This window comes from Sorangium sp. So ce176 (assembly GCF_051519835.1).
GTDB classification, from domain to species: Bacteria; Myxococcota_A; Polyangia; order Polyangiales; family Polyangiaceae; genus Sorangium; species Sorangium cellulosum_G.
The window spans coordinates 1565435-1591763 of record NZ_CP150371.1 but is presented as its reverse complement, the minus strand read 5'-3'; the positions used below and the strand labels follow the sequence as shown (position 1 = coordinate 1591763).

18 protein-coding genes, 1 tRNA gene and 1 pseudogene are annotated in these 26329 nt (G+C 72.0%); 11 read left to right on the top strand and 9 right to left on the bottom strand.

Features of this window, described 5'->3' with window-relative positions; all coding sequences use genetic code 11:
* Positions 1 to 42: 42 nt before the first annotated feature.
* Positions 43 to 819, top strand: coding sequence for an SDR family NAD(P)-dependent oxidoreductase (locus WMF42_RS06000; RefSeq protein ID WP_437690764.1), 777 nt, complete (start codon positions 43 to 45; stop codon positions 817 to 819).
* Between the two features lie 24 nt (positions 820 to 843).
* Positions 844 to 972: pseudogene (locus WMF42_RS05995) on the top strand (LysR family transcriptional regulator); the annotation flags it as partial.
* A 36-nt stretch (positions 973 to 1008) separates the two neighbouring features.
* On the opposite strand, the gene WMF42_RS05990 reads toward WMF42_RS05995, so the two are convergent.
* Entirely contained in the window at positions 1009 to 1155 is a 147-nt protein-coding gene (locus WMF42_RS05990) for a hypothetical protein (RefSeq protein ID WP_437690762.1), read from the bottom strand.
* Positions 1156 to 1235: 80 nt separating this feature from the next.
* Positions 1236 to 1715, bottom strand: coding sequence for an SRPBCC family protein (locus WMF42_RS05985; RefSeq protein ID WP_437690760.1), 480 nt, complete (start codon positions 1713 to 1715; stop codon positions 1236 to 1238).
* Between the two features lie 210 nt (positions 1716 to 1925).
* Between WMF42_RS05985 and WMF42_RS05980 the strand changes: the two genes are divergently transcribed.
* The 3 genes from WMF42_RS05980 (at position 1926) to WMF42_RS05970 (ending at position 5817) form a co-directional block, all read left to right on the top strand.
* Positions 1926 to 3362, top strand: a complete 1437-nt coding sequence (locus WMF42_RS05980) for an RNA polymerase sigma factor (protein WP_437690758.1) — start codon at positions 1926 to 1928, stop codon at positions 3360 to 3362.
* A gap of 83 nt (positions 3363 to 3445) precedes the next feature.
* Positions 3446 to 4546, top strand: a complete 1101-nt coding sequence (locus WMF42_RS05975) for a hypothetical protein (protein ID WP_437690756.1) — start codon at positions 3446 to 3448, stop codon at positions 4544 to 4546.
* A gap of 149 nt (positions 4547 to 4695) precedes the next feature.
* Positions 4696 to 5817, top strand: coding sequence for a hypothetical protein (locus WMF42_RS05970; protein WP_437690754.1), 1122 nt, complete (start codon positions 4696 to 4698; stop codon positions 5815 to 5817).
* 156 nt (positions 5818 to 5973) lie between these two features.
* Here WMF42_RS05970 and WMF42_RS05965 read toward each other — a convergent pair whose 3' ends face one another.
* From WMF42_RS05965 to WMF42_RS05945, 5 genes are all read right to left on the bottom strand, one after another.
* Positions 5974 to 6678 carry a DUF6968 family protein gene (locus WMF42_RS05965; RefSeq protein WP_437690752.1) on the bottom strand — a complete coding sequence of 235 codons (705 nt, stop codon included), beginning with the start codon at positions 6676 to 6678 and terminating at the stop codon, positions 5974 to 5976.
* 988 nt (positions 6679 to 7666) lie between these two features.
* Positions 7667 to 8353, bottom strand: a complete 687-nt coding sequence (locus WMF42_RS05960; RefSeq protein WP_061606746.1) for an ABC transporter ATP-binding protein — start codon at positions 8351 to 8353, stop codon at positions 7667 to 7669.
* Positions 8346 to 9566 (bottom strand): ABC transporter permease, encoded by a 1221-nt coding sequence (locus WMF42_RS05955; RefSeq protein ID WP_437690750.1) that lies wholly within the window; start codon positions 9564 to 9566, stop codon positions 8346 to 8348. Before WMF42_RS05955 ends, WMF42_RS05960 begins: the two co-directional genes overlap by 8 nt.
* A 1-nt stretch (position 9567) precedes the next feature.
* Positions 9568 to 10776: an efflux RND transporter periplasmic adaptor subunit gene (locus WMF42_RS05950; RefSeq protein ID WP_437690748.1), complete on the bottom strand. Its 1209-nt coding sequence runs from the start codon at positions 10774 to 10776 to the stop codon at positions 9568 to 9570.
* Between the two features lie 162 nt (positions 10777 to 10938).
* A tRNA-Asn gene (locus WMF42_RS05945) sits at positions 10939 to 11014 on the bottom strand.
* Between the two features lie 195 nt (positions 11015 to 11209).
* Here WMF42_RS05945 and WMF42_RS05940 point away from each other — a divergent pair.
* The 4 genes from WMF42_RS05940 to WMF42_RS05925 all read left to right on the top strand — a co-directional run bounded on the left by WMF42_RS05940 (position 11210) and on the right by WMF42_RS05925 (position 20567).
* A complete protein-coding gene (locus tag WMF42_RS05940) occupies positions 11210 to 12874 on the top strand; it encodes a lipopolysaccharide biosynthesis protein (protein WP_437690747.1) in 1665 nt (554 codons plus the stop codon).
* 275 nt (positions 12875 to 13149) lie between these two features.
* Positions 13150 to 14823 (top strand): energy-dependent translational throttle protein EttA, encoded by a 1674-nt coding sequence (gene ettA / locus WMF42_RS05935; RefSeq protein ID WP_434045922.1) that lies wholly within the window; start codon positions 13150 to 13152, stop codon positions 14821 to 14823.
* Between the two features lie 91 nt (positions 14824 to 14914).
* Positions 14915 to 16033 carry an endonuclease/exonuclease/phosphatase family protein gene (locus WMF42_RS05930; RefSeq protein WP_437690744.1) on the top strand — a complete coding sequence of 373 codons (1119 nt, stop codon included), beginning with the start codon at positions 14915 to 14917 and terminating at the stop codon, positions 16031 to 16033.
* Between the two features lie 97 nt (positions 16034 to 16130).
* A complete protein-coding gene (locus tag WMF42_RS05925; RefSeq protein ID WP_437690742.1) occupies positions 16131 to 20567 on the top strand; it encodes a translocation/assembly module TamB domain-containing protein in 4437 nt (1478 codons plus the stop codon).
* 49 nt (positions 20568 to 20616) lie between these two features.
* Here WMF42_RS05925 and WMF42_RS05920 read toward each other — a convergent pair whose 3' ends face one another.
* A complete protein-coding gene (locus WMF42_RS05920; RefSeq protein ID WP_437690741.1) occupies positions 20617 to 21429 on the bottom strand; it encodes a phosphate/phosphite/phosphonate ABC transporter substrate-binding protein in 813 nt (270 codons plus the stop codon).
* Between the two features lie 327 nt (positions 21430 to 21756).
* Between WMF42_RS05920 and WMF42_RS05915 the strand changes: the two genes are divergently transcribed.
* A complete protein-coding gene (locus WMF42_RS05915) occupies positions 21757 to 25101 on the top strand; it encodes a POTRA domain-containing protein (RefSeq protein WP_437690739.1) in 3345 nt (1114 codons plus the stop codon).
* A gap of 84 nt (positions 25102 to 25185) precedes the next feature.
* Entirely contained in the window at positions 25186 to 25917 is a 732-nt protein-coding gene (locus WMF42_RS05910; protein ID WP_155798981.1) for a hypothetical protein, read from the top strand.
* Here the strand turns inward: WMF42_RS05910 and WMF42_RS05905 are convergent.
* Positions 25904 to 26263 carry a hypothetical protein gene (locus WMF42_RS05905; RefSeq protein WP_061612294.1) on the bottom strand — a complete coding sequence of 120 codons (360 nt, stop codon included), beginning with the start codon at positions 26261 to 26263 and terminating at the stop codon, positions 25904 to 25906. The two genes, WMF42_RS05910 and WMF42_RS05905, sit on opposite strands and share 14 nt — an antisense overlap.
* Positions 26264 to 26329: the final 66 nt, after the last annotated feature.

Genomic DNA, 26329 nt, shown 5'->3' with positions numbered 1-26329 from the left:
AAAGACTGGAGAGCACACGCACGGCGCTCTCGGGAGAAGAACATGAGCAGGACCGAAGATTTGCAGCGTGATCTCGAAGGCAGGGTCGCGATCGTCACCGGCGCGGCGAGCGGCATCGGTCGGGCCACGGCGCTCTTGCTGGAGGCGCGCGGCGCCGCGGTCGTGGCCGAGGACATCCGCCCGGCGGTCAACGAGCTGGCCCGCGGTGACGGTCGCATCGTGCCGTTCGTCGGGGATGTCGCCCAGGAGGAGACGGCGAAGCGCGTGGTCGCGCTCGCGGTCGAGCGCTTCGGCAGGCTGGACATCCTCGTCAACAATGCCGCGCGCATCATCAACAAGCTCGTGATCGACATGTCGCTGGACGACTGGAATTCGATCATGAACGTGAACATCACCGGGGTGTTCCTGCACTCGCGCGAGGCGCTGCGAGCGATGATCCCGAACCGGCGCGGGGCGATCGTCAACATCGGCTCTTATGCCTGCTTCTTCGGATTCCCGCAGATCGCAGCCTATGCGGCGTCGAAGGGCGCGCTGGCGCAGCTGACGCGGGTCCTGGCCCTGGAGGCCATCGACCATGGCGTCCGCGTCAACGCCGTCGGGTCGGGCGACGTGGTCACGAACCTGCTCAACGACATCCGGCCCGACGGCCGCGAGTTCTTGCGCGATCACGGCAGAGGCGCCCCCATCCGTCGCGCGGCCGCGCCCGAGGAGATCGCCGAGGTCGTCGCGTTCCTCGCGTCCGACAAGGCGAGCTTCATGGTCGGCTCCATCGTGATGGCCGACGGCGGATACTCCGTCGCCATCCAGCCGGGGGATTGAGCTCCGGCGCCCCGGCTGAGGAGCCTGCGCGACGGCCTGTTCAGCGTCGCGCTGCCCTTCGCTGCGCCGGAGATCACCGTCTCGTTGCTGTGGCATCCGAGGCTGGACGCAGACCCCGCTCACCGTTGGTTGCGCGACAGCGCGCGGGAAGTCGTGGCAGGCGGGGAAGAGGCGGTGGAGCGGAGCGCGTCAGCTGACCTCGTTGGCGCCGAGGTCGTCCAGGAAGGCCATGGCACGCGCTGCCCGCTCCACGCCGCGTTCTGGATCCAAGGCACCAAACTCGCGGCCGTGCTCGGATACCTTCCAGAGCTCAGGAGCCTTCAGAAAGGCTAACATCGCAATCAGTTGCGTCGCGGGGCCTGGCGGCGGGGTTATAGGCGGCCCCCGGTCCGGTCGCTCCGCGCAACAGGCAGGCGTCACCCCAGGTAGCGCGCGAGGTTCTCCAGGGACGCTCGAAGGCCGGCGTCGTGGTCGGCCTGGCTGATGCCGGGCGGGACGTTCTCCGCGGTGATGGTGACGCGGGTCCCTGCGGGCAGCGCCTCGAACGACCACGTCATCGTCATCTCGCCCGCGAACGAAGCGTCCGACGACTCGAACACGACCGACTGGACGATGCGCTTGCCCGGCTCCAGCGAGAGGAACCGCCCGGCGCTGACGTCGGTATTCCCGGAGGTCTTGCCCACGCCGGAGGACGCTGCCTCATCGTAGGTCAGCTCGATGCGGTAGCGACCGCCCTCGCGGAAGTCGTAGTCGAGGACGCGACCGGTCATGCCGTCAGGCGGGAGCCACGCCATGAGGGCGTCGGGGTCAGCGAAGGCACGGTAGACCGCGTCGGGCTGAGCTGTGACGACGAGCGACGCGGTATCGGTCCGGCCCCTGGCGGCTGAGTCTCGCACCGGCACAAGCTACCATGCCGCCGGGATTTCGAGACGCCCGAGTCGGTGAAGGTCGCTCAGCGGCCCCCGTGTCGCGGATCACCGCGACCGGATGCGTCGCCCTCGTCCGAGCTGGCATCGCACCGGGTCGGAGGGGGCGCATCGGGTCGGAGGGGCCTCGGCCCGGCCCGATTCTGTGACGACCGCGGGAGACGCCCCGTAACTCTGAGCATGAGCCCTTCTCGTCCTCCGGCCGCCCCGGTCCAGCACGGCGCCTGGACATCCATGCACGCAACCGCCGTTCAGGTCCTCCCCGGCATGCTCCGGTTCCTCGGCGTCGCCGAGGACGACCTCGACGACCTGTGCCAGGACGTCCTGCTGGGCGCCTACCGCAGCTTCCCCCGGTACGACCCCATGCGCCCTGGCAGCGCGCGCGCCGCGGCCCTGCTGGACTCGCCAGACACCCTGAGATTCGCCGCTGCGCCCGCGCAGGCCGCCGTCGCCGCGGACAGCGCACCGAGCGACGCACCTCCCCGCCTGCGCGGCACCCCCGCGGGCGTGCCCGATCCATCGCGGCCGGAGCGCCTCGGCGAGCACTGGCGAGCGGAGGCCTCGTGGCTCTTCGGGATCGCCTGGCGGCAGGTCCGCCATCACCTGGAGCGCGCCTACCGGCGCCGCGAGGTGCCGGTTGGGCTCGCCGACGTCGCCTGCTTCCAGCAGGCAGACGTCGCGCCGAGCAACGAGGAGCACGTCGCCGCGAAGGAGCGGCTCGCGCTCGCGGTCCGCCTCCTTTCGGAGATCGCGCCCGAGCGCCGCGCCGTCCTCATCCTGGCCGACGCGTACGACGTCCCGGTATGCGAGATCGCGCGCGCCCTGGAGATCAACGAGAACACCGCCGCGAGCCGGCTGCGCCTCGCGCGCCGGGACTACCGCGCCGCCGAGAAGCGGCTGCGCCCCGAGGAGAAACGGGCGCTCCGGTCCAGCGTCCTCGTGCTTCCGCTGTTCTCCGCGACCTCGCTGCGTGCGCTCTCCGAGACGATCCTGCCCGCGAGCGGCCCGGCCGCGCCGAGCTCCCGAGCGCGCCTCGCGAGGACGCGGTGGCGAGCGCGCCTCGCGCGCCCGTTCGCCCGGGCCCGTCGCCCGGCGCTCGGGTGGGGTGCGGCAGGCGTCGCCGGCGGCGTGCTCCTGGCCACGGCGCTCGCTCCGGCGCCGGTGACCTGGGCTCGCCACCTCGGCGCGGTCGCGAGCCCCCTCCTGGTCGTCCGGAGCGCCCATCCGGGCCCGACGCCGGAGCCGCGCCCCCGGGGCGTTCTCGGTGAAGCGCGGCGCTCCGACGACGCCACGCGCTCCGACGAGGCCCAGGGGCCCCGAGCGCCCGCGGCACGGACGAACGATGGGCCAGGCCAGCGCAAGCCCGCCGCCTCGAGGCGCGCCCCGGCGCCCGCAGACCAAGGTCCGGATCGGCTCGACGAGGAGCTCGCCCTGCTCGATGCGGCCAAGGAGGCGCTGTTGCATGGCGAGCGCGGCGCCGCCCTCAAGCACCTCGATGCGCACGCGCGGCGGTTTCCACGGAGCCGGCTCACGTTGCTGCGCGAGCGGCTTCGGTCGCAGGCGGAGGCGCTGCCGGTGACGGCGACCGGCGGCACGGCGGGGCACGAGCGGCCATGAGCGCAGAGCCGCCGCTTCACGCGCGCGTCGCGTCGCCTCCCGCACGATGGGGAAAGCAGACCCGGCGCGCAGCGTTCGCTTCGATGGTCGCGGCCCTTGCCGCGCAGCTCGCGGCCGCGCCGACCCGGGCCGATTCCGGACCGCGCCGGGCCCCCGTGCGCATCGAGCTCACGCGCGGCCCTGGCGCCGAGCGCTGCCCCGACGAGCGGTTCCTGCGCGCCGAGACCGCCCGGCGCATGGGCTTCGACCCCTTCGACGCCGAGGCTCCGCTCACGGTGGCGGTGTCGATAGAACAAGGGCAGGGCGAGCTCATCGCGTCGATCTACCTCCGCGATCGCCGCGGCCTGGTGCTCTGGGCCGACGGCTACAGGACCCGCGACGACTGCAAGACGCTGGTCTCGACGGTGGCCCTGTCGATCGCCGTGCAGCTCGACGACACGGGCGAGCTCCCGCCGCCGCAGGCGGCGCCGGCCCCGCAGCGAGAGCCCGCGACGCGAGCGGAGGCGGGATGCTCCCCGGAGCGCCCGTGTGCGGGGCAGCCGGCGGCGCCGTCAAGCGAGGGGCAGCCGGCGGCGCCGTCGAGCGAGGTGCCGCCCGCGCGCCCGCCCAGCAAGGCGCCGCGCGCACGTCCGCCCGGCAAGGCGCGGCCCTCGATCAGCGCGGGGCAAGCTGCGGCGGAGCGCTTCCGCTGGGCCGTTGGCGCCGGCGCCACGGTGGCGCTGGGGGTGACGCCCGGCGTTGCGGCTGGACCGACGCTGGCGGTCACGGGACGCTGGCCGGCATGGTCGTTCACGCTGGAGGGCCGCGGGTTCTCCGCGCTGTCGACCGATCTAGCGGGCATACGTGTGGCGACGTCGGCGCTCACCACGAACGCTGCCTTGTGCCTTCACCGGCCTGTTCTCTTCGCATGCGGGGTCGGAGAGGTCGGGGTGCGCCGTGCCGTGCCCGAAGCTCCCAGGAGCGGCGGCCCGCTGCTCTATCTTCGTGTTGGAATCGGCGCGCGAGCGGGCGTTGCGTGGCCATTTTCAGAGAACCTCTATGGGTACGGCTATACCGAGGCGGTTCAGCGCCTGGTCGACTCGTCGCTCCTCCGTCGTGGAGGCATTGCCGAATCAGAACGCGCGGTCTGGACCGCTCCCGCGGTCGCTGTGGCGTTCGGGATGGGTCTACAGCTGAACCTGTGAGGGGGATCCGGCGGCAGAGACATCCGCCCTGCCCCAAGGTAAGAATGATGATAAATTTCCATCAGCCAAGGGAATGGCCAACGCGCACGAGGTCCGGAGGGAGACACCCTCCTTGCGCAGAGGACCATCGTTCACCTAGGGTACGAAGCATGCGTGTGCCGAGCTTTGTCCTTGCTGGAGCGCTGTTGACCGCTGGTTGCTCCACAGACCCAATCATCATCACTGGCCCATGTTCGGACGAAGAGCGCGTCCTCTATCCTGACTGGTGCGAAAAATACGGCGGCCAGGGCGGCGACGGCGGCCAGGGCGGCGACGGCGGCCAGGGCGGCGACGGCGGCCAGGGCGGCGACGGCGGTGAGGCGCACAGCGCGCTGTGCTCCGGCCAGTGCGTCTCCCCTGCGCCGCTCGGCTGGTCCGGCCCGGCGCTCCTCTGGTTCGGCCCGCCGGAGGCCACGCCCGACTGCCCCGCCGACGCGCCGACGGTCGGGTACGAGGGCTTCGCCGAGCTCGAGCAGGTGCCGATGACGTGCCCGACCTGCGCGTGCGACCCGCCCGAGGTCTCGTGCGGGCTCCCCACCGCGTGGGCCGCATCGTCGTCCTCGTGCCCCGGCGACGCGCCCGGCGCCGTCGCGACCTCGTTCGCCGCGCCCGACGCATGGGATGGCGCGTGCACGGCCGAGAGCGCGATCCCCGCCGATCAGCGCTGCAACGGCGAGCTCTGCGTGCAGTCGCTGACGATCGCGGCGCCCTCGATCGCGGCCAGCGCGTGTACGGCGCGCATCGAGGTCCCGCAGCCCATCCCCCAGGAGGCGCCCCGGTGGGCGACGCGCGCGAAAGCCTGCGTCGCCGGGGCGCACACCGCGTGCGCCGACGCGACGACGTGCGCGCCGGCAGCGCCGCACGGGTTCCTGACCTGCATCTATCACGAGGGCGACGCCGGCTGTCCGGAGGGCTACGCCCAGAGGCACGTCTTCTACAGGGACGTGCTCGACGGCCGCGACTGCACCCCCTGCAGCTGCGGCGACCCGACCGGCGCCTCGTGCACGACCATGGCGTCCGTGTACCGCGACGCGGCGTGCACCGACCTTGTCGCGTCGAACCTGGTCAGCTCGAGCGTCCCGTTCTGCGTGGTGACGCCGCCCGGCGTCGGCCTGGGGAGCAAGTCGGCCGCAGTCGTGGCGGTGGAGCCGGGCGCGTGCGCGCCGCAGGGCGCCGAGCCCGTCGGCGAGGTCCAGCCGGCCGGGCCGTCCACGTTCTGCTGCATCGCCTGAGCTCCCCGGAGCCGCCGCCCGGCGGAACTGCGGCGGCGCGGTGAGGAGGTCGAGACGAACGCCGGCAAGCTCGCGGTCGACCTGGCCAAGCTCGGGATCCGGTGCTGCCAACCTCCGTCGCGCTGCCTGCTCCGGTGCCGTGGGCGGATCTGAGCTTCACTTCGCCGCTTTATCCGGTTGCTCTTCGAGCAAAATTCGAGGGAACCAGTGTCCTACCGCACCTTCCTGTGTATAAAATTCCCCTTCTTCTGCGACGCTTTCCAGAAGGGTCGGCACCAGATACAGCAGGTTCGTCAGCGCCTGGATCGAGTCTTCTCCTGATCCAGAGCGACGCTGCACCGCGCCTTTCGGCCCGACAATCTCGCACGGAGCGCGCCAATAGCCTCTGGATAGATACGGATGTCCTAGGCGCACGACGACCTTTTCCTCGCTGCCATCCTTCCTCCTCAGCGTCAGCTCTCGCTCACCAAGAACATCCACTTTTGCAAGCATCAGCTCGTTGCTGAACTTGGAGTCGTGGTCCAATGCGACTCTCGACACGAAGCGCCAAGCTTCCGTCTCCTCTGTAGCCTCTTGCTCTAGGGGTTCGTTGCCGTCGGAGAGCTCAACGGATCCGCGGTCCGTCATGGCCTCAAGGTGAGCATCGAGCATCAGGAACGCGTGCCAGAGGGCCTGCGCCTGGTCCAGGCCGTGCGCCTGGACTGCTATACCCGATTTCCCTGCTTGCTCCACTTGGACGTCTACGCACCATGTACCGTCGCCCCCTGGTTCTGGATGGCCGAATCGGGCGACCACCGTCTGTGCCGGTGAACCGTCGGAAGGCTTGAACACCAGCTTCCGCTCTCCGAGGATCTTGTCCATGCGTCGTCCGATACTCGCTGCCGACGCCTAGTCAAGCGGGAGAAGCGCCCGTCCAAGCTCAAACGTGACTCTGCAGCTCTTCAGAGCGTGCCCATACCACATGCCGTACTCAGCCGCACTCACGATTGAACGCTATGCGCCCTAGCCTATTGCGCAGGGTACATTCGCCTTTGCAGTACCATGGACAACGCTCGTCGCAGTACAGCTCCCACCTGTCGTACATAGCTGAACTGGCAGCATCGCATCCGTTGCGACAATTTTTCTGACATAGCCCGTATCCTTCCATGGACTCAGAGTGGCACTGCCGTCTGACATTCCTTGAAACACGGCTACAAAGCAGGCTCCATCGCTGATGATACCGTTCGCACGCATCCTCACAGGTGTCCCGTGACAAGGGCTCGTCGAGCGCCTCAGCAGCCACCTGCTCCCGCGGCCCGGACGTAAACATCGGAGCGGGAGGCAAATAACCTACGCGCGCCTCCTGAACGTCCAGATCCGACGGCTCATGCGCGGTCTGCTCGGCTGGATTCACCACAAAACCGATGCACGACACGGCAAACATGGCCGCGACGGATTCGACAACATTCATGTCCCCTCCCGCGACGATCGACCGATCATCGACGGCGTCTACAGGACACCATGAAGAGACCCTAAGTAGCCCCATGATTCGCTCGGATATGCACCATGGTTCGATACGGGGACACACGAAATAGTGTCGTTCAGGTACTGGCGACACGTCCGCTGGGAGCGGGATGGACCAGGCCGCGGGACTAACCCTTGCGGGCCTTCTCGCGCCGCGCCGCCGCGCCGGCGCCGCTCGTAGGCGCTCGTCACCTCGCGGGTCGACGACGAACCGGGCGCGCTCGCCGATATCGGCCACGGCCGGATCGACGATGAGGAGCAGCCGCGTCTGCGCTTCCTGCACGGCGTGCGATTGGCGGGGAGTGCGATTGGCGGGGAGCGTCTCGGTGCGACGCCTGGTTCCCCCTCATGCGCGGTCGCTGGCGATGCGCCCGTCGACGATCTCGATGACGCGGTCGCACTGCTCGGCGATGCGCGGATCGTGCGTGACGACGAGGAACGTCGTACCCAGCTCGCGGTTGAACCGGCGCATCAGCGCGAAGACCTCCGCCGACGACTCGGTGTCGAGGTTCCCCGTCGGCTCGTCGGCCAGGACGAGCGGCGGTCGGCGCGACAGCGCGCGCGCGATGGCCACGCGTTGCTGCTGGCCGCCCGAGAGCGCGGTCGCCCTGAAGTTCATCCGGTCGGCGAGCCCCACCGCTCCGAGCAGCTCGGCCGCGCGCTCCTTCATGGTCGACGAAGGGAAGCCTTCGTCGCCCCAGGCGGGCAGCATCACGTTCTCGAGCGCGGTGAACATCGGCAAGAGGTGATGGAACTGGAACACGAAGCCGAGCGTCCGCGCGCGAAGCCGGGTGAGGCTCGCGTCGTCGAGCCCCGTCGTGTCCTTGCCGTCGACGACAACGCGCCCGCGCGTCGGCCGATCGAGCAGACCGATGATGTTGAGCAGCGTGCTCTTGCCGGAGCCGGACGGGCCGATGAGCGCGGCGAACTCGCCCTTCTCGATCCGGAGATCGACTCCATCGAGAGCGCGCGTGACGACGGCCTGGCCGTATTCCTTCACCGCGCCTTCGACGACGAGCAGCGGATCAGCCATTGCGGATCGCCGATGCCGGATCGAGCCTCGAGGCGCGCCGCGCGGGGAGCACGGCGGCGAGGAGCCCCACGCCGACGGCGAGGGCGGTCGCCAGCACGAAGAGCTCGAGATCGAGCTGCACGGGGAACTTCGGGGCGCCGTCGGGCCCGCGCACGAGGCCCTCGAAGAGCTTCGACAGGAGCGCCCCGAGCGCCGATCCGACGAACGACCCGAGGAGCCCGAGGACAGCGCCCTGGATCAGGAAGATGCGCAGGACGCGGCCTCGCGACGTGCCGACCGCGCGGAGGACGCCTATCTCGCGCGACTTCTGGACGACCGACACGATGAGCACGCTCGCGATTCCGAGCGCGACAGCGAGGATGACGAAGAACTGGATCATGCTCTTCGAGCTGCTCTGCGCCGAGAGGCCGGTGAGCAGCTCGGCGTTGATCTTCATCCAGCTATCCGCCTTCAGCCCCGTCCTCCCGCGCAGCTCGCCCGCGACGGCCTCGGCGGCGAACACGTCGGCGACCTTGAGCTCGATCGAGGTCGCGCCGCCGGGGAGCGCGTAGAGCGTCTGCGCCCTGCGGAGCGACGTGATCACCCACGTCTTGTCGACCGCCTCGTTGCCGAGCGAGAAGACGCCCATGATCGCGACGACATCGTCGATCCCTTCGGTCGTCGTGATCCGGATCTTGTCGCCGACGCCGACGCCGAGCTCGTCCGCGAGCACGGCGCCGATGACAGCGTCGCCCCCGGCGACGTCGAACCGGCCCGCGCGCATGCGCTTCCGGACGTCGATGATCGAGAGGAAGCGCTCGGCATCGACGCCGCGCACGACGACGGCGTTCTTCGCCTCGGCGCGGACGGCGAAGCCGGCGCCCACGATCGCCGGCGACGCGGCGATGACGCCGGCGGTGCGCTCCGCGTCGGCCATCACGAGCGGCCACTGGTCGATGGAGCGAAGGCGCTGCGGCGCGGGCTGCACGGAGCGCGCGACGGCGCGATCGTGCGAGGGGTCGACGAGCGGGCGCGCCGCTTCGCGCCGCACCTGCAACGTGATGTGCGGCTGCGAGCCGAGCGTCTTGTCGATGAGCGACACCTGGAGTCCGTTGATCAGCGCGGAGAGGAAGACAATCACGCTCACGCCCACCGACACCGCCGCGAGGATCAGCGCGGTCTGCCCCTTCGCGTCGCGCAGGTAACGGAGCGCCACGAACCACTCGAACGGCATCTCAATCGAGCTCCGCGCGCACGCGCTGGCCCGGCGCATGGATCCGTCCGTCGGGGAGCACGACGACGCTCCCCTCGTCGAGGCCCTCGACGACCTCGACGGCGCCCTCTCCGCGAATGCCCAGCTTCACGTCCTTGCGCACGAGGCGATCCCCCTCGACCGCGAACAGCCATGGCGCCGGCGTCGCCGCGTCGCGCACGGCGTCGCTCGGAACGATGAGCGTATTCTCGCGCCGAGCGACCAGGAGATCGATGGAGACGGTCATGTCGGGCAACAGAAAGGCTGGCGCGCTCGGCACCGCGAGGCGCACCTCGACGCTGCCTCTCTGCGGATCGATCGAAGGCGCGATGTAGCTCACCTCGGCGTCGAACACCTGTTGTGGATAGGCGTCCGCGGACGCGCGCGCCTTCTGCCCCAGCGCGATCCACGCGAGGTTCCGCTCATCGGGCTGGAAGACGAGCTGCGGGCTCCCGTCCGCGGCGAGCACCACAAGCGTTCGCGCCGGCTGCACGACGTCGCCTGGCTCCACGGAGCGCGTGAGCACGACGCCGTCCTGATGCGCCACGATCCGGGTCTGCGCGAGGCGAACGTTCGCGCCGACGTGCTGCGCCTGCGCCTGGAGGAGCGCTGTCAGCGCGATGCGGGAGTCCGCGCCCATCGGGGCCGACGCGATGCGTTGCGCCTCCGCCGCGACCTTTTGTGCGCGCGCGAGCTCGACGCTCTGTCGGGCGTTGTCGAGCTCGGCTTGGGCGACAGCCCCCGACGCCGAGAGCTCTCGCACCCGCGCGAGGTCGACCTCGGCGCGTTCGAGGTTCGTCTCCGCTTGACGGAGCGCCTCCGTCGCGACGATCGCGCCGACGCGGCGGAGCTGCTCGACGCGCGCGTTCGCCTGATCGACGGCGGCCTTCGCCTGCGACACCGCCGCGCGCGCCTCGGCGTCGTCGATCTGCACGAGGAGATCGCCCGTCTTCACGCGTTGCCCCTCGATCGCGCCGACAGCGACGACGAGGCCCGGGACCTGCGCCGCGACCTGAACGCGCGTCGGCACCCTTACCCGCCCGCTCGCGACGATGCGCTGCTCGAGATCCTGTCGAGCGGCCACGGCGCCCTTCACCTTGGGTCCACGCGCGCGCACCGCCATCACGATCGCGGAGGCCACGAGCACCGCGATCAGGATCCAGAACCCAGGCCGCCGGAAGAGCGTCCTCATCTGCCGGACGGTCTACCACCGAACGCCTTGCGCACGGGGAAGTTGGCGACGAAGAGGCACACGGCCTGCTTCGCCCGCCGCGCCCCGAGCCCCTGTGGGCACGAATAGGGGAACGCGAACACCGTCCCGCGCCCCGCTACGAAGCGGGCAAGGAGATAAGAATGGCTCCAGCTGCTGGACTCGAACCAGCGACCCGGCGGTTAACAGCCGCCTGCTCTACCAACTGAGCTAAGCTGGAATGCGTCGGAGACGGGCGCGAGAATAGTCGGGCAGCCCTTCCCGTCAAGCGAATCCGGACGCCGCTTCACTTTGGTGACGCGCCTGCGAGCTCGCCCGCCTCCTCCCCTGCGCCGCGCGCTTCCCCTCGTCCTCTCGTCCCCTCGCCCGTTCCCGCGAGATTGCCCGCCTGGCGTGCTTCTGCGACAACCCCGCCGTGTCGCGCGCCGCCGAGCCCCTCCCGCCGCCGCCCGAAGCCTCCGCCCCCTCGCAGGCCCCTCCGGCCCCCGCGCAGGCCGCCCCGGCTCCTGCCGCGGCCTCTCCGGCCCCGGCCCCTGCCGCCCCGGCTCCCGCCTTCCCCTCCACCGCCCGCTCCGCCGGCCGCGGCGGCCTCGCCATCGCGGGCGCCAAGGTCTCCTTCATCGTCTTCGGCTTCGTCCAGCAGCTCATCCTCCCCCGGCTGCTCGGCACCGACGGCTACGGCGCTGTCTCCGTCGTCTTCGCCGGCGTCAGCGTCGTCAACAACGTCATCGTCGCGACCGGCATCCAGGGCGTCTCGCGCGCCGTCTCCAGCGTCGCCGAGCACCACGCCGCCGAGGCCTTCCGCCGCACCCTCGCCCTGCACGCCGTGCTCGCCGTCGTCGTCTCCTCGGCCTTCGCGCTCCTCGCCGGCGCCATCGCCGACTTCTCCGAGGCCCCGCACGTCGCCGGCCCGCTCCGCCTCGCCGCCCTCGTCGTCCTCCTCTACGGCCTCTACGCCCCGCTCGTCGGCGCCCTCAACGGCCAGCGGCGGTTCCTCACCCAGGCGGGCTTCGACATCGGCTACGGCGCGCTCCGCACCGCGAGCGTCGCCGCCGGCGCCCTCCTCTTCCTCCGCGCCGGCCAGAGCGGCGTGCTCGGCGCCATCGCCGGCTTCGTCGCCGCCGCCGCCATCATCGCCCCCCTCGCGGCCCTCAAGACAGGGCTCGGCCGCCGCGGCAGCGCCGGCCCCTCGATCCGCGAGCACCTCGTCTTCCTCCTGCCGCTCGCCGTCTCGCAGACCTTCCTGAACTTCCTGCTCCAGACCGACTTCTTCCTCCTGCGCCGCTTCCTCGGCCAGGCCACGAACCACCTCGCCCTCGGCGCCAGGGCCGCCGACGACCTCATCGGCGTCTACCGCGGCGCGCAGCTCTTCGCGTTCCTCCCCTACCAGCTCCTCCTCTCCGTCACGTTCATCCTCTTCCCGATGCTCGCCCGCGCGCACGCCGAGGCCGACAGCGCCGCGGTCCGCCGCTACACGATGACCGGCGTCCGCCTCTCGTTCCTGCTCACCGGCCTGCTCTGCGCCCCCATCTCGGGCCTCGCGCCGCACGTCCTGCGCTTCGCCTTCCCCGTCGAGATCTGGAGCCGCGGCGGCGACACGCTCCGCGTCCTCTCGCTCGGCATGGGCGCGTTCGCCGTCCTCGGCGTCGCCTCGGCCGCGCTCACCAGCCTCCGCCGCGAGCGCATCGCGGCCGCGCTCACCGCCGCCACCGTCCTCCTCGTCGCGATCGGCTGCTCCGTCGCCGTCCCCCGCGCGTCCTTCGGCCCCGACATGCTCGTGAGCTCCGCGACAGCCACCTCGCTCGCGCTCGCCACGTCCGCTGTCGTCGCCGGCGTCCTTCTCCACCGCGTCGCCGGCGGCTTCGTCACAGCGAAGACGGCGCTCCGCGTGGGCCTCTCCCTCGCCGTCGCGGTCGCCGTCGGCGCGCGGCTCCCGTGGCTCGGCAAGGTCGCCGTGCTCGGCGAGGCGCTCCTCGTCGGCCTCGTGTACGTCGCGCTCCTCGTCGCCACGCGCGAGGTCGGCCGGGACGACCTCGCCGTCCTCCGGCAGGCGTTCGGCCGCAGAGGTCGCCCGGCGTGAGCTGGATGTGAATCGGACGTGAACCGCACGTGAACCGCACGTGAACCGCACGACGATCACCGCCCCGCCAGCTCCACCCCCGCCCGCCGCCGGCGCCGCCCCTGCCCCTCGCCGTCGACGCCTCTTGACCGACAGCCGGCAATCTCGCATACGCCGGTCTCCCTGATCCGGCCAGCGGCCGGGGCCCGCCCGGTCGACGCTCTGTCGATCGGGCGGCGCGCCTCCATCCCCACCCCACCCCCCCGCGCGCCGGGCTCGCACACGCAGGAGAAACCGTGGCTCCTCAATTCATCTTCACGATGCAGGACGTCCGGAAGGTGCACCCCCCGAACAAGGAGGTGCTGAAGGGCCTGTGGCTCTCCTTCTACCCGGGCGCGAAGATCGGCGTCCTCGGCTCCAACGGCGCCGGCAAGAGCACCCTGCTCCGCATCATGGCGGGCGTCGACAAGGACTACCTCGGCGAGGCCAGGCCCGCCGACGGCATCCGCATCGGTTACCTCGCCCAGGAGCCGCAGCTCGAGGCGGGCAAGACAGTCCTCGAGCACGTCGAGATGGCCGTGCACGACGTCCGCTCCCTCGTCCAGCGCTTCGAGGAGATCGGCACCAAGCTCGGCGAGTCGCCCCCCGACATGGAGGCGCTCCTCGAGGAGTACGCCGCGCTCCAGGACAAGATCGAGGCCGCGGGCGGCTGGGAGATCGACCGCGTCGTCGAGCGCGCCATGGACGCCCTCCGCCTCCCTCCGCCCGACGCCGACGTCACCAAGCTCTCCGGCGGCGAGCGCCGGCGCGTCGCCCTCTGCCGGCTCCTCCTCGAGAAGCCCGACATCCTGCTCCTCGACGAGCCGACCAACCACCTCGACGCCGAGAGCGTCGCCTGGCTCGAGCGCTTCCTCCACGACTACCCGGGCACCGTCGTCGCCGTCACCCACGACCGCTACTTCCTCGACAACGTCGCCGGCTGGATCCTCGAGCTCGACCGCGGCGCCGGCATCCCCTACGAGGGCAACTACACAGGCTGGCTCGAGCAGAAGAAGAAGCGCCTCGAGCTCGAGCAGAAGCAGGAGTCCGCGCGCAAGCGCACCCTCGAGCGCGAGCTCGAGTGGGTGCGCATGGCCCCCCGCGCCCGCCAGGCCAAGAGCAAGGCCCGCCTCGCCGCCTACGAGTCGCTCCTCGCCGAGGACAGGTCCAAGAAGGTCGAGGAGAACGAGATCCACATCCCCGCCGGCAATCGCCTCGGGAACGTGGTCGTCGAGGCCGATCACCTCCGCAAGGGCTACGGCGACCGCGTCCTCATCGACGACCTCACCTTCTCGCTCCCGCGCGGCGGCATCGTCGGCGTCATCGGCCCGAACGGCGCCGGCAAGACAACGCTCTTCCGCATGATCATGGGCCTCGAGCAGCCCGACGGCGGCGCGCTCCGCATCGGCGAGACCGTCGAGCTCGCGTACGTCGACCAGTCGCGCGACGCGCTCAACCCGAACAACAACGTCTGGCAGGAGATCTCCGGCGGCGAGGACCGGCTGCTGGTCGGCAAGCGCGAGGTCAACTCGCGCGCCTACGTCTCCAGCTTCAACTTCGCCGGCAGCGACCAGCAGAAGAAGGTCCGCGACCTGTCCGGCGGCGAGCGCAACCGCCTCCACCTCGCCAAGCTGCTCCGCCGCGGCGGCAACGTCCTCCTGCTCGACGAGCCGACCAACGACCTCGACGTCGACACGCTCCGCTCCCTCGAGGACGCGCTGCTCAACTTCGCCGGCTGCGCCGTCGTCATCAGCCACGATCGCTGGTTCCTCGACCGGATCGCGACCCACATCCTGGCGTTCGAGGGCGACAGCAAGGTCGTCTGGTTCGAGGGCAACTACGCCGACTACGAGGCCGACCTGAAGCGCCGCCTCGGCGCCGACGCGGCCGAGCCCCGCAAGATCCGCTACCGCAAGCTCACCGCGAGCTGACACGCGCCGCGCTCCGCCGCCCGGCAAATTCCAGCCTCGAAGCACGATTCCTGTCTGGTGCGACGCGGGCGCGCGCAGTAGCTCTCCTCTCATGCTCCGGAGCTCCCTTCGCGCGGGGCTCGCCGCTGCTGTCGCGGCGGGCGCGCTCGCCACCCTGGCCGCGACCGGCTGCCGGGACGCCGCCGAGACCCGCTCGCCGTTCGATGTCGCCTCGTCCCACGCCGGCGGCGGGACCGCGGGCGATGGCGGCGCGGGCGGCCTGGCCGCCGGCAGCTCCGGCGGCGCGGGCGGCCTGGCCGCCGGCGGCTCCACCGGCGCGGGCGGCCTGGCCGCCGGCGGCTCCGGCGGCGGCGATTTTCAGGTCGACCCGCCGCCGGAGGCCGCGCCGCTCGCGGTCGTCACGTGGAACACCAAGGATTTCTTCAACGACAAGGACGACACCGAGGGCACCGCGGAGAAGGTGCTCAGCCCCGCGCGCTACCGCCAGAAGCGCGAGGCGGTCGCGGCGGTGCTCGAGCAGCTCGCGCCCGACGTCGCCGTCCTCCAGGAGGTCGAGCACCTCGACGTGCTCGAGGACCTGAACCGCATCGAGCTCGGCGGCGCGTACCCCTACGCCGCGCTCGTCGAGGCGTACGACCCGCGCGGCATCGACGTGGGCGCGATCTCGAAGATCCCGTTCGACAAGGTCGTGTCGCACCGGGACGACCGCTTCACGCTGCGCGGGACGCAGGGACCTGTCTATACGTTCACGCGCGACTGCCTCGAGCTCCACCTCACCCGGGGGGGCCGCAAGGTCATCCTGCTCGGGGTCCACTTCAAGTCCAAGGCCGCACCCGACAACCCGGACCGGCGCCTCGCCGAGGCCCAGCGCGCCCGCGCCATCGCCGACGCCCTCGCCGCCGAGCACCCCACCGCGGCGATCGCCGTGCTCGGCGACTTCAACGACCTGCCCGGCTCGCCCCCCGTCGAGGCCGTCGCCGGCGCCGGCGACGTCGTGTTCGAGGACGTCGCCACCGCCGCGCCGCCCGCGGACAGGTGGACGTACGACTTCAACGGACAGCTTGAGCTCATCGACCACCAGATGGTCAACCCGCTGCTCCAGGACATGCTCGACCCGGCCTCGGTCCAGATCCCGCACGGCCCGTCGATCGAGGACGCGAGCGATCACGCGCCAGTTTTTTCCGCCTACAGGATCACCCCGCCCACGTAAGCGTTCGACCGCGCTTCAGCTAAGCTTCGCCCCGATGCACGGCACGAGGAGAAAGGGCTCCCCGCCGAGAGCCCGCAGGGACTGGAGTCGCCTCGCCGTGCGCTTGCTGTGCGTCGTGTTCGCGGTGATCGGGGCGATCCCGCTCGCGCTCGGCGCGCTCGTGCGGACCGAGACGGTGCGGGCCTGGGCCGCGTACGAGACGGCCGCGCTGCTCGAGCGCGAGCTCGGCATCACCGCCCGCTACGACGTGCGCGTCCAGGCCTGGCCGCTCATGGTCGGCCTGAACCGCCTCGTCGTCGACTCCTCGGACGGCGGCGCGCCGTTCCTCGAGCTCGAGCGCCTCGCGATCCGCCCGCGCCTGTTCTCGCTGCTCGCGGGGCACATCGACGCGGGCGACGTCGAGATCATCGGCCCCCGCGTCCGCGCCGTCGTGAAGGACGGCGAGCTCCGGAACCTGAAGCTCCCCAGCACGAAGAAGAGCGGCGACGGGGGCGGGCTCGACCGCGCGCCGCTCTCGTCGGTGGCGATCACCGACGCGCGGCTCGACCTGACGATCGACAACGTCCGCGTCCAGGCGCGCGAGGTCGACGTCGACGTCTCCGCCGAGCCGTCCGACGCGTTCGAGATCGCGATGCGCTCCGGCCTCATCTCGGTCGTCCACACGCACGCCGTCCCCGGCCGCGAGGCCGAGGAGGACAGCGTCGACGAGGACGTCGTCTGCCGCTTCGACACGCGCGTCCGCGTCGAGCCCGATCGCGCGCTCATCCGCCGGCTCATCCTGGAGGGCGCCGCCGACTTCGACCCGGATCCCGGCACCGCGCCCCCCTGCGCGCTCCCGGACGGCGACTGGCGCCGCCTGGAGCTCGAGCTCGGCGCCCTGCGCGCCGTCGGCCTGGGCGGCGGCCTGCCCCACCACATCGAGGGCCGCGTGCGCGCGCGCCTGCCGGTGCCGATCGCGCACCGCTTCGTGAGCCTGCCGCCCGCGTCCGGCGCGCTCGCGATCGACGTCGCCGCCGAGTACGACGCCGCCGCCGTGCCGCTCGGCCTCGCGCTCCCCCGCGTGAAGGGCACCCTCGTGCTCGACCAACCGGGCCTCGACGGCAGGGTCTTCGTGACCCGGCTCTCCGGCGAGGTCTCGACGACCCACGACGCCGTGCAGCTCACGAACGCCGACGTCGCCTGGGCCGACGGGACGCTGAAGATCTCCAGCGCGGAGCTCAAGCCGTTCGAGAAGGGCATGCCGCTCCGGGCCGGGCCGATCGACATCGCGAACATCGAGCTGCCCGGCCTGCTCCGCGATCTCGGCGTGCACCCCCAGGCGCACGTCGCCTGGACGCTGCACGAGGGCCGGTTCGATCGCTTCGGCGGCACGCTGTCGCCGCTCTCGCTCGAGGGCCCGCTCGCCATCGAGACGCGCGGCTTCGAGATCTTCGACAAACCGACGAGGGACCCTGCGCGCCAGCGCCTGATGGGCGTCAAGGAGGCCGCGGCCCGCGGCTCGTTCCAGGTGCGGCAGAACGCCGTCGTGCTCTCGGGCTTCTCTGTCGACACGCCGAGCTCGCACCTCAGGACGACCGTCTCGCTCGGCTTCAACGACCAGCTCGGGGTCGAGGTCCACCCGGGCTCGCGCGTGGACCTCGCCGAGGTCTCGCCGCTCGCCTCGCTCGAGCTCGGCGGCGTCGCCACGATGAAGGCCTCGATGCACGGCTCCTACGCGCACCCGAAGCTCAAGGGCGAGGTCGGCATCGAGAAGCTCGTGTTCGCCGGCTTCCCCATCGGCGACCTCGAGCCCTCGCCGGTCGCGTTCGAGCCGCTGTTCCTGACGCTCGAGAACGCGCGCGTCCGGCACGGGGCGAGCCGCGTCCGGGTCCCCTCGATCAAGATCGACTTCGACCCGGCGGGCAACCTGCCGAAGGGCCGGCCGCTCGACAGCGCGTCGGGCGTCGTCGTCGTCGACGCGACAGTCGACACGCGCGAGGCGCCGCACCTCGCCGCGCGCGACCTGCTCGAGATGCTCCGCATGGACAAGGACCCGCGGTTCGCCGCCTACAAGGCGACCGCGAGCGGGACGGCGCGCGCGCACTTCGCGCTCGGCGGCCCGGAGGATCGCTGCGGCGGCGGCTACCTCGCCGTGAGCGCGGGGATGCGGCTCAGCGGCGTGGAGCTGCTCGAGGAGCGCTTCGACGAGGGCGAGGTCGACCTCAACCTGATCTGGGACGACCAGGCCGCCGGCGCGGACGGCATGCGGCTCGACGTCCGCTCGGCGTCGCTGCGCAAGGGCACGGGCTCGGTGCTGGCGAGCGTGTCCGTGCAGCACGGCGGCGCGATCAAGGGCAGCGTCATCGCCAGCGGCCTCCCCATCGCGCGGCTGGACGCGCTCGGGCCGGCGGCGTCGCTCGTCGACGGCTCGGTGTCGCTCGTCGCCAACCTGGGGGGCACCGTGAGCCGGATGGCCGGGTTCGCGGACGTCCACGTCTCGCGCGTCGGCATCCGCCGCTCGCACGCGAGCCTGCCCCCCTCGCGCGTCGAGCTCACCATCGTGCCGAACGACAAGGCGCCGAAGATCGTCGGCAAGACGCCGATCTGCGGCAACCCGCAGGGCGCGCCGTTCGATCCGGCGGAGTACGAGCGCGACCTCCCCGACGGGTCGTTCGTCGCGAACGGGTCGCTGTTCGGCGGGCAGGTCGCGCTCGAGGGGCTCCGCGTCACGCGCCAGCAGCGCAAGATCGTCGACGGCAAGGTGCGCATGGACGCGCTCGACCTCGGCACGCTCGCGAACCTGATCCCGGGCGTCGCGTTCTCGGCGGCGCCGCCGAAGGGCACGCTGACCGCCTCGCTCGACATCGAGCGGCTGCCGCTCGCCGACTTCCGGCAGGCGGCGCTCACGCTCAAGGTCGACGCGCTCAAGCTGGAGCGCGCGGGCCAGGGGCTGAACCTCACGAGCCCGAGCGGGCCGATCCGCCTCGCGGGCAACGCGGTGAACGTGCCGGAGCTCCGGCTCGAGGCGCACACCGCCTCGCGCCTGTCCGCCGCGTTCACCGCCTCCGGCGAGGTGAAGCGGGTGTTCACCGCGCCGGACCTCGACGTCGCGATCCGGGTGAGCCCGACGAACCTGTCGCGGCTCAGCGCCGACATCCCGCAGATCCGGCACGCGCGGGGCACGGTGCAGGCCGAGGTGCAGGTGACCGGCCCGCTCGCGGGGCTGCGCTACTCGGGCTCGGCGACGCTCAAGGAGGGCGAGCTCGACGTCGTGGGCCTGCCGGTGTCGCTCGACGACATCGACGTGGAGATCGCGATCGGCGGCGACCAGGTGCGCCTCACGCGCGCGAGCGCGCGGGTCGGCTCGGGCACGGTGACAGCGGTCGGGCACATGCCTGTCCGCGGCCTGGCCCTCGGCACGGCGGAGGCCTCGATCGTGGCGACCGGCGTGAAGCTGCCTGTCGCGGAGGGCGTGAACCTCACCGCGAACGCGAACCTCTCCGCGAGCTTCCGGCCCGGCGTCGAGGACGAGGAGGCGGGCGAGAAGAACCTGCCGTCGGTGAAGGGCACGATCACGCTCACGTCGTTCAGCTACACGCGGCCGATCCTGATGAGCGTCGACCTCGACGACCTCACCGGCCGCCAGCGGACGGCGGTGCAGACCTACGACCCGGCGGCCGACGTTGTCCGGTTCGACGTCACGGTCCTGTCGCCGAACCCGCTCCGTTTCTCGAACGATCTCGCGGACATGCGGCTCGAGGTCTCGCCGACGGGGCTCGCGCTCTCGGGCACGAACCAGCGCTTCGGCGCGCGCGGCTCGCTGCGCATCCTGCCCGACTCCAAGCTTATGCTGCGGAGCACCGAGTTCGAGGTGCGGGAGGGTTACGTCCGGTTCGACGATCCGTTCCGCATCGCGCCCAAGGTCGACGTGCGCGCCGAGAGCGAGTACCGCCGCTACACGTCGGCGAGCAGCAGCGCCGCGGCCGACCCGGCCGCCGGCGCCGAGGCGGCGGCCCCCACGGCCGCGGGCCTCGGCGCCGGCGCGAACCCGAGCGGGCAGTGGCGCATCAAGCTGCACGCGCAGGGCGACGCCGACAACCTCCGGCTCAACCTCACGAGCGATCCGCCGCTCAGCCAGGAGGACATCGTCCTGCTGCTCACGCTCGGCATCACGCGCGCCGAGCTCAACCAGGGCGTCGTGTCGTCGCTCGGCGAGACGATGGGCCTGGAGGCGCTCTCGTCGCTGACGGGCGCCGACAAGGCGGTGAAGACGATCGTGCCGATCATCGACGAGTTCCGCTTCGGCACCGGCTACTCGTCGAAGAACGGCGCCCCGGAGCCGACGGTGACGCTGGGCAAGCGCATCACGGACGCTGTCCGCGCCAACGTCACGACGGGGCTCTCGCAGGGCAGCCAGGTGCGCGCGGGCGTCGAGGTGAAGCTCAGCGACCGCATGAGCCTGCAGGGGTCGTACGACAACACCAACGACGCCTCCTCGAGCTCACCGCTCGGCAACGTGGGCGCCGACCTCCGCTGGCGGCTGGAGTTCGAGTGAGCTCGCGGAGCCCGAGCGACGGAGCGCCGGCGGCCCGGCGCTCGCAGGATCAGGCGGGCGCCGCGAGCGCCGCGAGCGCCGCGTCGAGCGCGCCGTAGCGGTCGTCGCGGCCGACGACCCACTGCCTGTGGCCCATGAGCTCGAAGATGCGCCGGTGCTTCGGGTTCTTCCAGGTCATGCCGAGCAGCACGCGCTGGAACGCCTCGGCCTTCGCCTCGGGCAGCGCCGGCAGCGCGTCGAACATCGCGAAGTCGTAGGCCGGCGTCGTCCAGAGGACGTCGACCCGCCGGAGGTCGATGTGGCCGTTCGCCTGCTCGGAGAGCCACACAGCGTCCCCGACCGCCGCCGCCTGCGCCTTGCCCTCGTGCAGCGCCGCGAGCGCCTGGATCTCGCTCGTCGCGGTGTCCCCGTGCTTGCCGACGTCCACCTCGAACGGCATGAGCTGGATCTTCTCCACGGCCACCCCCGCCTGCCGGAGGAAGTGGAGCGGGAGGATGCGCGCGTGCGCCGAGTCGGCGCTCCCGACTGCGAGCACCTTGCCCTCGAGGTCGCTCAGCGACCCGACAGCGGCGTCGCGGCGGACGAGGAGCTTGCTGTGGAAGTCGCGGTCGATCTCGCGCATCGCGAGCGAGCGGGACCGTCCCTCGGTCTGCCGCTTGACCCGCACATGCGCCGTCGCGCTGTCCCAGGCGACGTCGATGTGCCCGCGGACCAGCGACTCCACCTGGCGCTCGTAGGTAGAGAAGAGCGCGAAATCAATCAGGATTCCATGCTCGCGGAAGTGCTCGCGCAGCAGCTCCCACAGCGTGACCACCTTGGCGTCGTGCGCCACGGCGCCGACCAGCATCGCCAGGTCCTTCATCCGGTGCCTCGCACGGGCGGCGACGCTAGCACGAGGTCCGCCCGCCGAGAGCCCCACGTCTCGCACATCGACACCCCGGGGCGCGATCCGGTCCGGCCGGGGCCGGGCCGGGGGCTGGAGCCCGCGCGGATCGCGTTGCCGCGCGCACCTCGCGCGGCGGCGGGGGCGACGCGCCGGCACGAGCCCCGCGCAGGTGCCCTCTTGCCCACCGGCCGCCCAACCGGGCTACGCTGCGCTCCTCGTGCACGCCGCCGCCGGTTCGTTTCGCTTTCGTCCCCCGGCGCTCCGCGCCTGATGGCTCGCCTTCGCTCCCCCCTCATTCCCGTCTTGCTCGGCCTTTTGCCGCTCGGCGCGGCCGCCGTCGACGCGCGCGCCGACCAGGCGCCTGCTCGCCAGGCCGACCAGGTCGAGGCCACCCCCGCGCCCTCGGGCGAGGCGGGCACCGAGGCGACCGACGTGCCGTCGCTCCAGCAGCCGCTCGCCCTGGGGGCGCTCGTCGGCAAGCCGATCGTCCGCATCGACGTCACCGCCCAGGGCGACCGCTGGCTCAGCGTGGCGCCGGTGACAAGCGTCGAGCTCGGCGAGCCGCTCAGCCACGACGCCGCGCGCCGCGCGATGCGCGAGCTGCTCGCCTCCGGCAACTTCGCCCGCGCGTCGGCCGAGGCGCGCCTGCTGCCCGACGGCGCCGCGCTCCGGATCGTGGTCGTCCCGCGCCGCCGCATCGCGACAATCCAGATCACCGGCGGCGCCCTCGACCGGCAGGACACCCTCAGGGCCGCCGGCATCGCCGACGGCGGCGAGATCACCGCCGCGGCGCTCGCCGAGATCGGCCCCCGCGTCCGCGCTTTCTACGCGCAGCACGGCTACCCGGCCGCCGCGGTCACGGTGCGCGCCGTCGACACCGACGACCCGACCCAGGTCATCCTCGCCCTCAACGTCGAGGGCGGCGCCCCGCGCCTCGTCTCGCAGCGCGTCTTCGTCGTGGAGCCGCGCGCCGGCCGCGAGCTCGGCTCGCTCAAGGAGAGCTACCCCCTCGGCGTCGGCGCCCGCGTCGACGAGCCCGCGCTCGCCGACGCCGACCGCGAGATGACCGAGCTGCTCCGCCGGAGCGGCTTTCACTACGCCCAGGTCTCCCACCGCGTGCTCGCCGTCGGCCCGAACAACTACCTCTACGTCTACCTCGAGCCCGGCGCGCGCATCGTCCCCGCCTTCGACGGCAACCGCGCCTTCGACGACGACGCCCTCGAGGACGCGCTCGGCCTCGGCGCGACGACCGACACAAAGCCGGGCGACCTCGCCGATCGGCTCCGCTCGTTCTACGTCGTGCGCGGCTTCCTCGACGCCGAGGTCACCCCTTCGCTGGGCGGCAAGCCCGAGGATCCGGTCCGCTACCTGACCTTCACCGTCCGCGAGAACGAGCAGGTGCGCGTCACGAAGCGCGTCTTCCCCTGCCTCACGGGCGACCTCAGCGCCGACGACCTCGGCCGCGAGATCGAGAGCTTCCTCGAGGAGGACCTGCCCGGCGACGACTTCGCGGTCCCCGACCCGCGCGGCGTCGCGGACCTGTTCGGCCCGACGCGCGGCGCCGGCGGCCGGGCCCGCCCTGTCGAGCTCATCCCGGCGATGACGTACGCGCAGGAGACCTACGACCGCGCCCTCAAGCACCTGCGCGACCTCTACTTCAGCAAGGGCTACCTCAACGCCGTCGTCGGCCCCGTCTCCGTGCTCCGCGCCACCTGCTCGCGCCGCTCTCCGCCGGGCGCCTGCGTCCCCGAGCCCGTCGCCGAGCGCGTCACCGCCCAGTGCCGCACCGACGCGCTGGGCCTCCCGTTGCCCGAGCCGCCCGTCCCCGCGGCCCTGACCTGTCGCCCCGACCCCGCGCGGCACGTCACGTGCGCCCCCGAGGTGACGCTCCGCATCCCCGTCCACCCCGGCCCGCAGACGTTGCTCTACGACCTCGCCTTCGAGGGGAACAAGGGCTTCTGCGCGCAGAAGGGCCTCGGCGAGCGCGACCGGACCTTCTGCGCGGAGGAGCGGCCGTTCAGCGAGCGCTGGCTCAGCGACATCGCCGATCTGGAGCTCGGCAAGCCGCTCTCGACGCTCGCCCTCGACGCAGCGCGGCTGCGCATCCTCGATGCGTACCGCGATCTCGGCTACGCGTTCGCCGAGGTCCGCGCCGCCATCGAGCCGTCGCCCGACCGCACGCGCGCCCGCGCGCGGTTCATCGTGTCGGAGCGAGATCGGGTGTTCGTCACCGGCATCGTCGTCAAGGGGGCCGTCCGGACGGACGAGCAGCTCATCCTCCGCCGCGTGCTGCTGCGCGAGGGCGCCCCGTTCCGGCAGTCGCAGGCCCGGCTGAGCGAGGAGCGCATCGCGACGCTCGGGCCTTTCTCGAGCGTGTCGATCTCGCTCGAGGACCCGGACGTCCCGCAGAAGAACAAGCGGGTCATCGTCCACGTGGTCGAGCAACTGCCGCAGTACCTCAACCCGCAGATCGGGTTCTCGACCGGCGAGGGCGTCCGCGCCGCCTTCGAATATGGACACCGCAACATCGGCGGCCTCGCCGTCGGCCTCACGATGCGCGTCCAGCTCAGCTACCTGTTCGAGTTCATGATCGTGGACCCCGCGGCGCGCCGTCACTACGAGCAGCTCCAGGGCACCCAGCGGCTCGAGCGCCGCAACACCGTCTCGGTCACGCTCCCGGACATCGGGCTCGGCCCGCTGGTCGGCCTGTCGCTCTCGGGCGTCGAGATGCGCGACAACCAGCTCGATTTCGGCTTCGAGAAGCAGGCGATCATCCCCGCGCTCACGTACAGGCCGCGGCGCTCCGTGACGGCGCAGCTCGCCGTCTCCACCGAGCTGAACGCTGTCGACTTCTTCCAGGGCGACAATGCCGCCAGCGACCCGGACGAAGCGGCCGAAGCGGCCGGCGACAAGCGAGATATCCTCGACCAGCTCCGCATGCCCGAGGGCCGCACGATCGCCCTGGCGCAGCGGCTGGACGCGTCCTGGGACACCCGCGATGTCCCCTTCGCCGCGACGCGCGGCTTCCTCATCTCCGGCGGGGTCGAGCACGTCGACGCGTTCGACGTGTTCGACTCGGGCGAGGCCCAGTCGAGCTTCCCCGAGAGCCACTTCCTGCGGTTCACGGGCCGCGTGTCGGGCTACATCCCGCTCTCGCGCCGGTCGGGGCTCACCCTCGCGCTGAGCCTGTCGGGAGGGTACATCCAGCCGCTCGTTGCCGAGAGCGGGACTTACCCTGACCGCCTGTTCTTCCTCGGCGGCGTCGACTCGCTCCGCTCCCACCTGGCCGAGTCGCTGTACCCCGAGGACGGGCTCGAGGAGGCGAGAAAGGCGGTCGGCGGGGGGGCCGACATCTCGACCGAGGATATCCCCCGCGGCGGGACGGTCATGGTGAACCCGCGCGCCGAGCTGCGCGTTCCGCTGACCGATCTGCTCCAGCTCGGCCTGTTCCTCGACGCAGGCAACCTCTGGATCAGGGCGAGGAACGTCAACCTCGACCCGCGGCTGCTCCGTTACGGGCTCGGCGCCGGTCTGCGGGTGAACACCCCCATCGGCCCCCTCGCCTTCGACTACGGCTTCAACCTGGACCCGCGCGAGGAGCTGAACGAGATCGACGGCGCCCTCCACTTCTCCGTCGGGCTCTTCTGACAGGCAATGCCGCGCGCGACGAGGGTCGCGCGGCGCGGGCGCAAAGGCAGCTCCCCTCAGCTCGAGATTGACGAGGCTCCCCTGATGAACCGTTCTTTCCGTGGTTGTGCGCTGCTCGCCCTGACATCGGTCCTGACGATCTTCGGCTGCGGGGATGACGGCGCCGCGCCGAGCAGCGCGGGGAGCGCGTCCGGCGGTGGGGAGGGAGGCCAGGGCGGGCACGGCGCGGCGGGCAGCGGCACGGCGGGCAGCGGCACGGCGGGCGGCGGTGCAGCCGGCGGCAGCGAGGCGGAAGGCGGCGGCGCGGCGTCGACCGGCTCGGGCGGTGCGGCGGTGTGCGGCGACGCGCGATGCGAGGCGCCCGAGACGTGCGGCTCGTGCGCGGACGACTGCGGCGTGTGCCCGCCTGTCTGCGGCGACGGCACGTGCGAGCCCGCGAGGGAGACCTGCCATGCGTGCGCCACCGACTGCGGCGAGTGCCCGGTGGGCGAATGCGGCCACGACCTCTGTGAGGAGGGAGATCCCCTCGTCGCCGGCTGCGACCCGTGCGTGACAGCGCTGTGCACGCGGGACCCGGCGTGCTGCATGAGCGCGTGGGGCCCCGACTGCGTGGACGGCCTCGCCACCGCCTGCGGGCGGACCTGCGGGTGCGCGCACGACCTCTGCGAGACGGGCGAGCCGCTCGACCCCGCGTGCAATGGCTGCGTCGAGACAGTGTGCGACCCGAGCGAGGGCGACGGCTACTGCTGCATGTTCGACTGGGACGAGAGCTGCATCGCGCTCGCGCGGATCCGGTGCGGCCTCACGTGCCCGTGACCCCGGCTCGCCGCCGGCCCCCGCCCGCCTGCCACGCGCAGCGCGGGGGCGCGGCGTAGCTCACGCCGCGCACGGCGTGCAGGCCGAGGTCCGGGAGCGCCACGCCGAGGACCAGGTGGCCGCAGGCGGGGACGCCCGCCGGCCACCCTTCGCGCTGGCCGCCCAGCGCGGCCGCCTGGAGCGCGATCGACACGGGGCCGGCCGCGAGGTGGAAGGCCGCCGTCGCGGGGGCCCCGCCGGCGCCCAGCGCCTCGGCCAGGGCGCCGGCCGAGGCCCCGAGGTGCGCCGAGGCCGCGCCGAGGGCCGCGGCGGCGAGGATCGCTGTCGTGTTCGTTGTCAGCCGCATGGGCGTCTCCTGGAAGCGAGGGCCATCCTGGCGAGGACGGCCGCCGCGCGACAGCGGCGTGCAGCG

Bases quoted from the DNA above. Each gene is read 5' to 3' on its own strand.
- WMF42_RS05905 (WP_061612294.1), bottom strand. From the start codon at position 26,263: ATGCGGCTGACAACGAACACGACAGCGATCCTCGCCGCCGCGGCCCTC.
- WMF42_RS05960 (WP_061606746.1), bottom strand. From the start codon at position 8,353: ATGGCTGATCCGCTGCTCGTCGTCGAAGGCGCGGTGAAGGAATACGGC.
- WMF42_RS05980 (WP_437690758.1), top strand. From the start codon at position 1,926: ATGAGCCCTTCTCGTCCTCCGGCCGCCCCGGTCCAGCACGGCGCCTGG.
- WMF42_RS05965 (WP_437690752.1), bottom strand. From the start codon at position 6,678: ATGGACAAGATCCTCGGAGAGCGGAAGCTGGTGTTCAAGCCTTCCGAC.
- WMF42_RS05910 (WP_155798981.1), top strand. From the start codon at position 25,186: ATGAACCGTTCTTTCCGTGGTTGTGCGCTGCTCGCCCTGACATCGGTC.
- WMF42_RS05950 (WP_437690748.1), bottom strand. From the start codon at position 10,776: ATGAGGACGCTCTTCCGGCGGCCTGGGTTCTGGATCCTGATCGCGGTG.
- WMF42_RS06000 (WP_437690764.1), top strand. From the start codon at position 43: ATGAGCAGGACCGAAGATTTGCAGCGTGATCTCGAAGGCAGGGTCGCG.
- WMF42_RS05975 (WP_437690756.1), top strand. From the start codon at position 3,446: ATGGTCGCGGCCCTTGCCGCGCAGCTCGCGGCCGCGCCGACCCGGGCC.
- WMF42_RS05990 (WP_437690762.1), bottom strand. From the start codon at position 1,155: ATGTTAGCCTTTCTGAAGGCTCCTGAGCTCTGGAAGGTATCCGAGCAC.
- WMF42_RS05955 (WP_437690750.1), bottom strand. From the start codon at position 9,566: ATGCCGTTCGAGTGGTTCGTGGCGCTCCGTTACCTGCGCGACGCGAAG.
- WMF42_RS05930 (WP_437690744.1), top strand. From the start codon at position 14,915: ATGCTCCGGAGCTCCCTTCGCGCGGGGCTCGCCGCTGCTGTCGCGGCG.
- WMF42_RS05970 (WP_437690754.1), top strand. From the start codon at position 4,696: ATGCGTGTGCCGAGCTTTGTCCTTGCTGGAGCGCTGTTGACCGCTGGT.
- WMF42_RS05920 (WP_437690741.1), bottom strand. From the start codon at position 21,429: ATGAAGGACCTGGCGATGCTGGTCGGCGCCGTGGCGCACGACGCCAAG.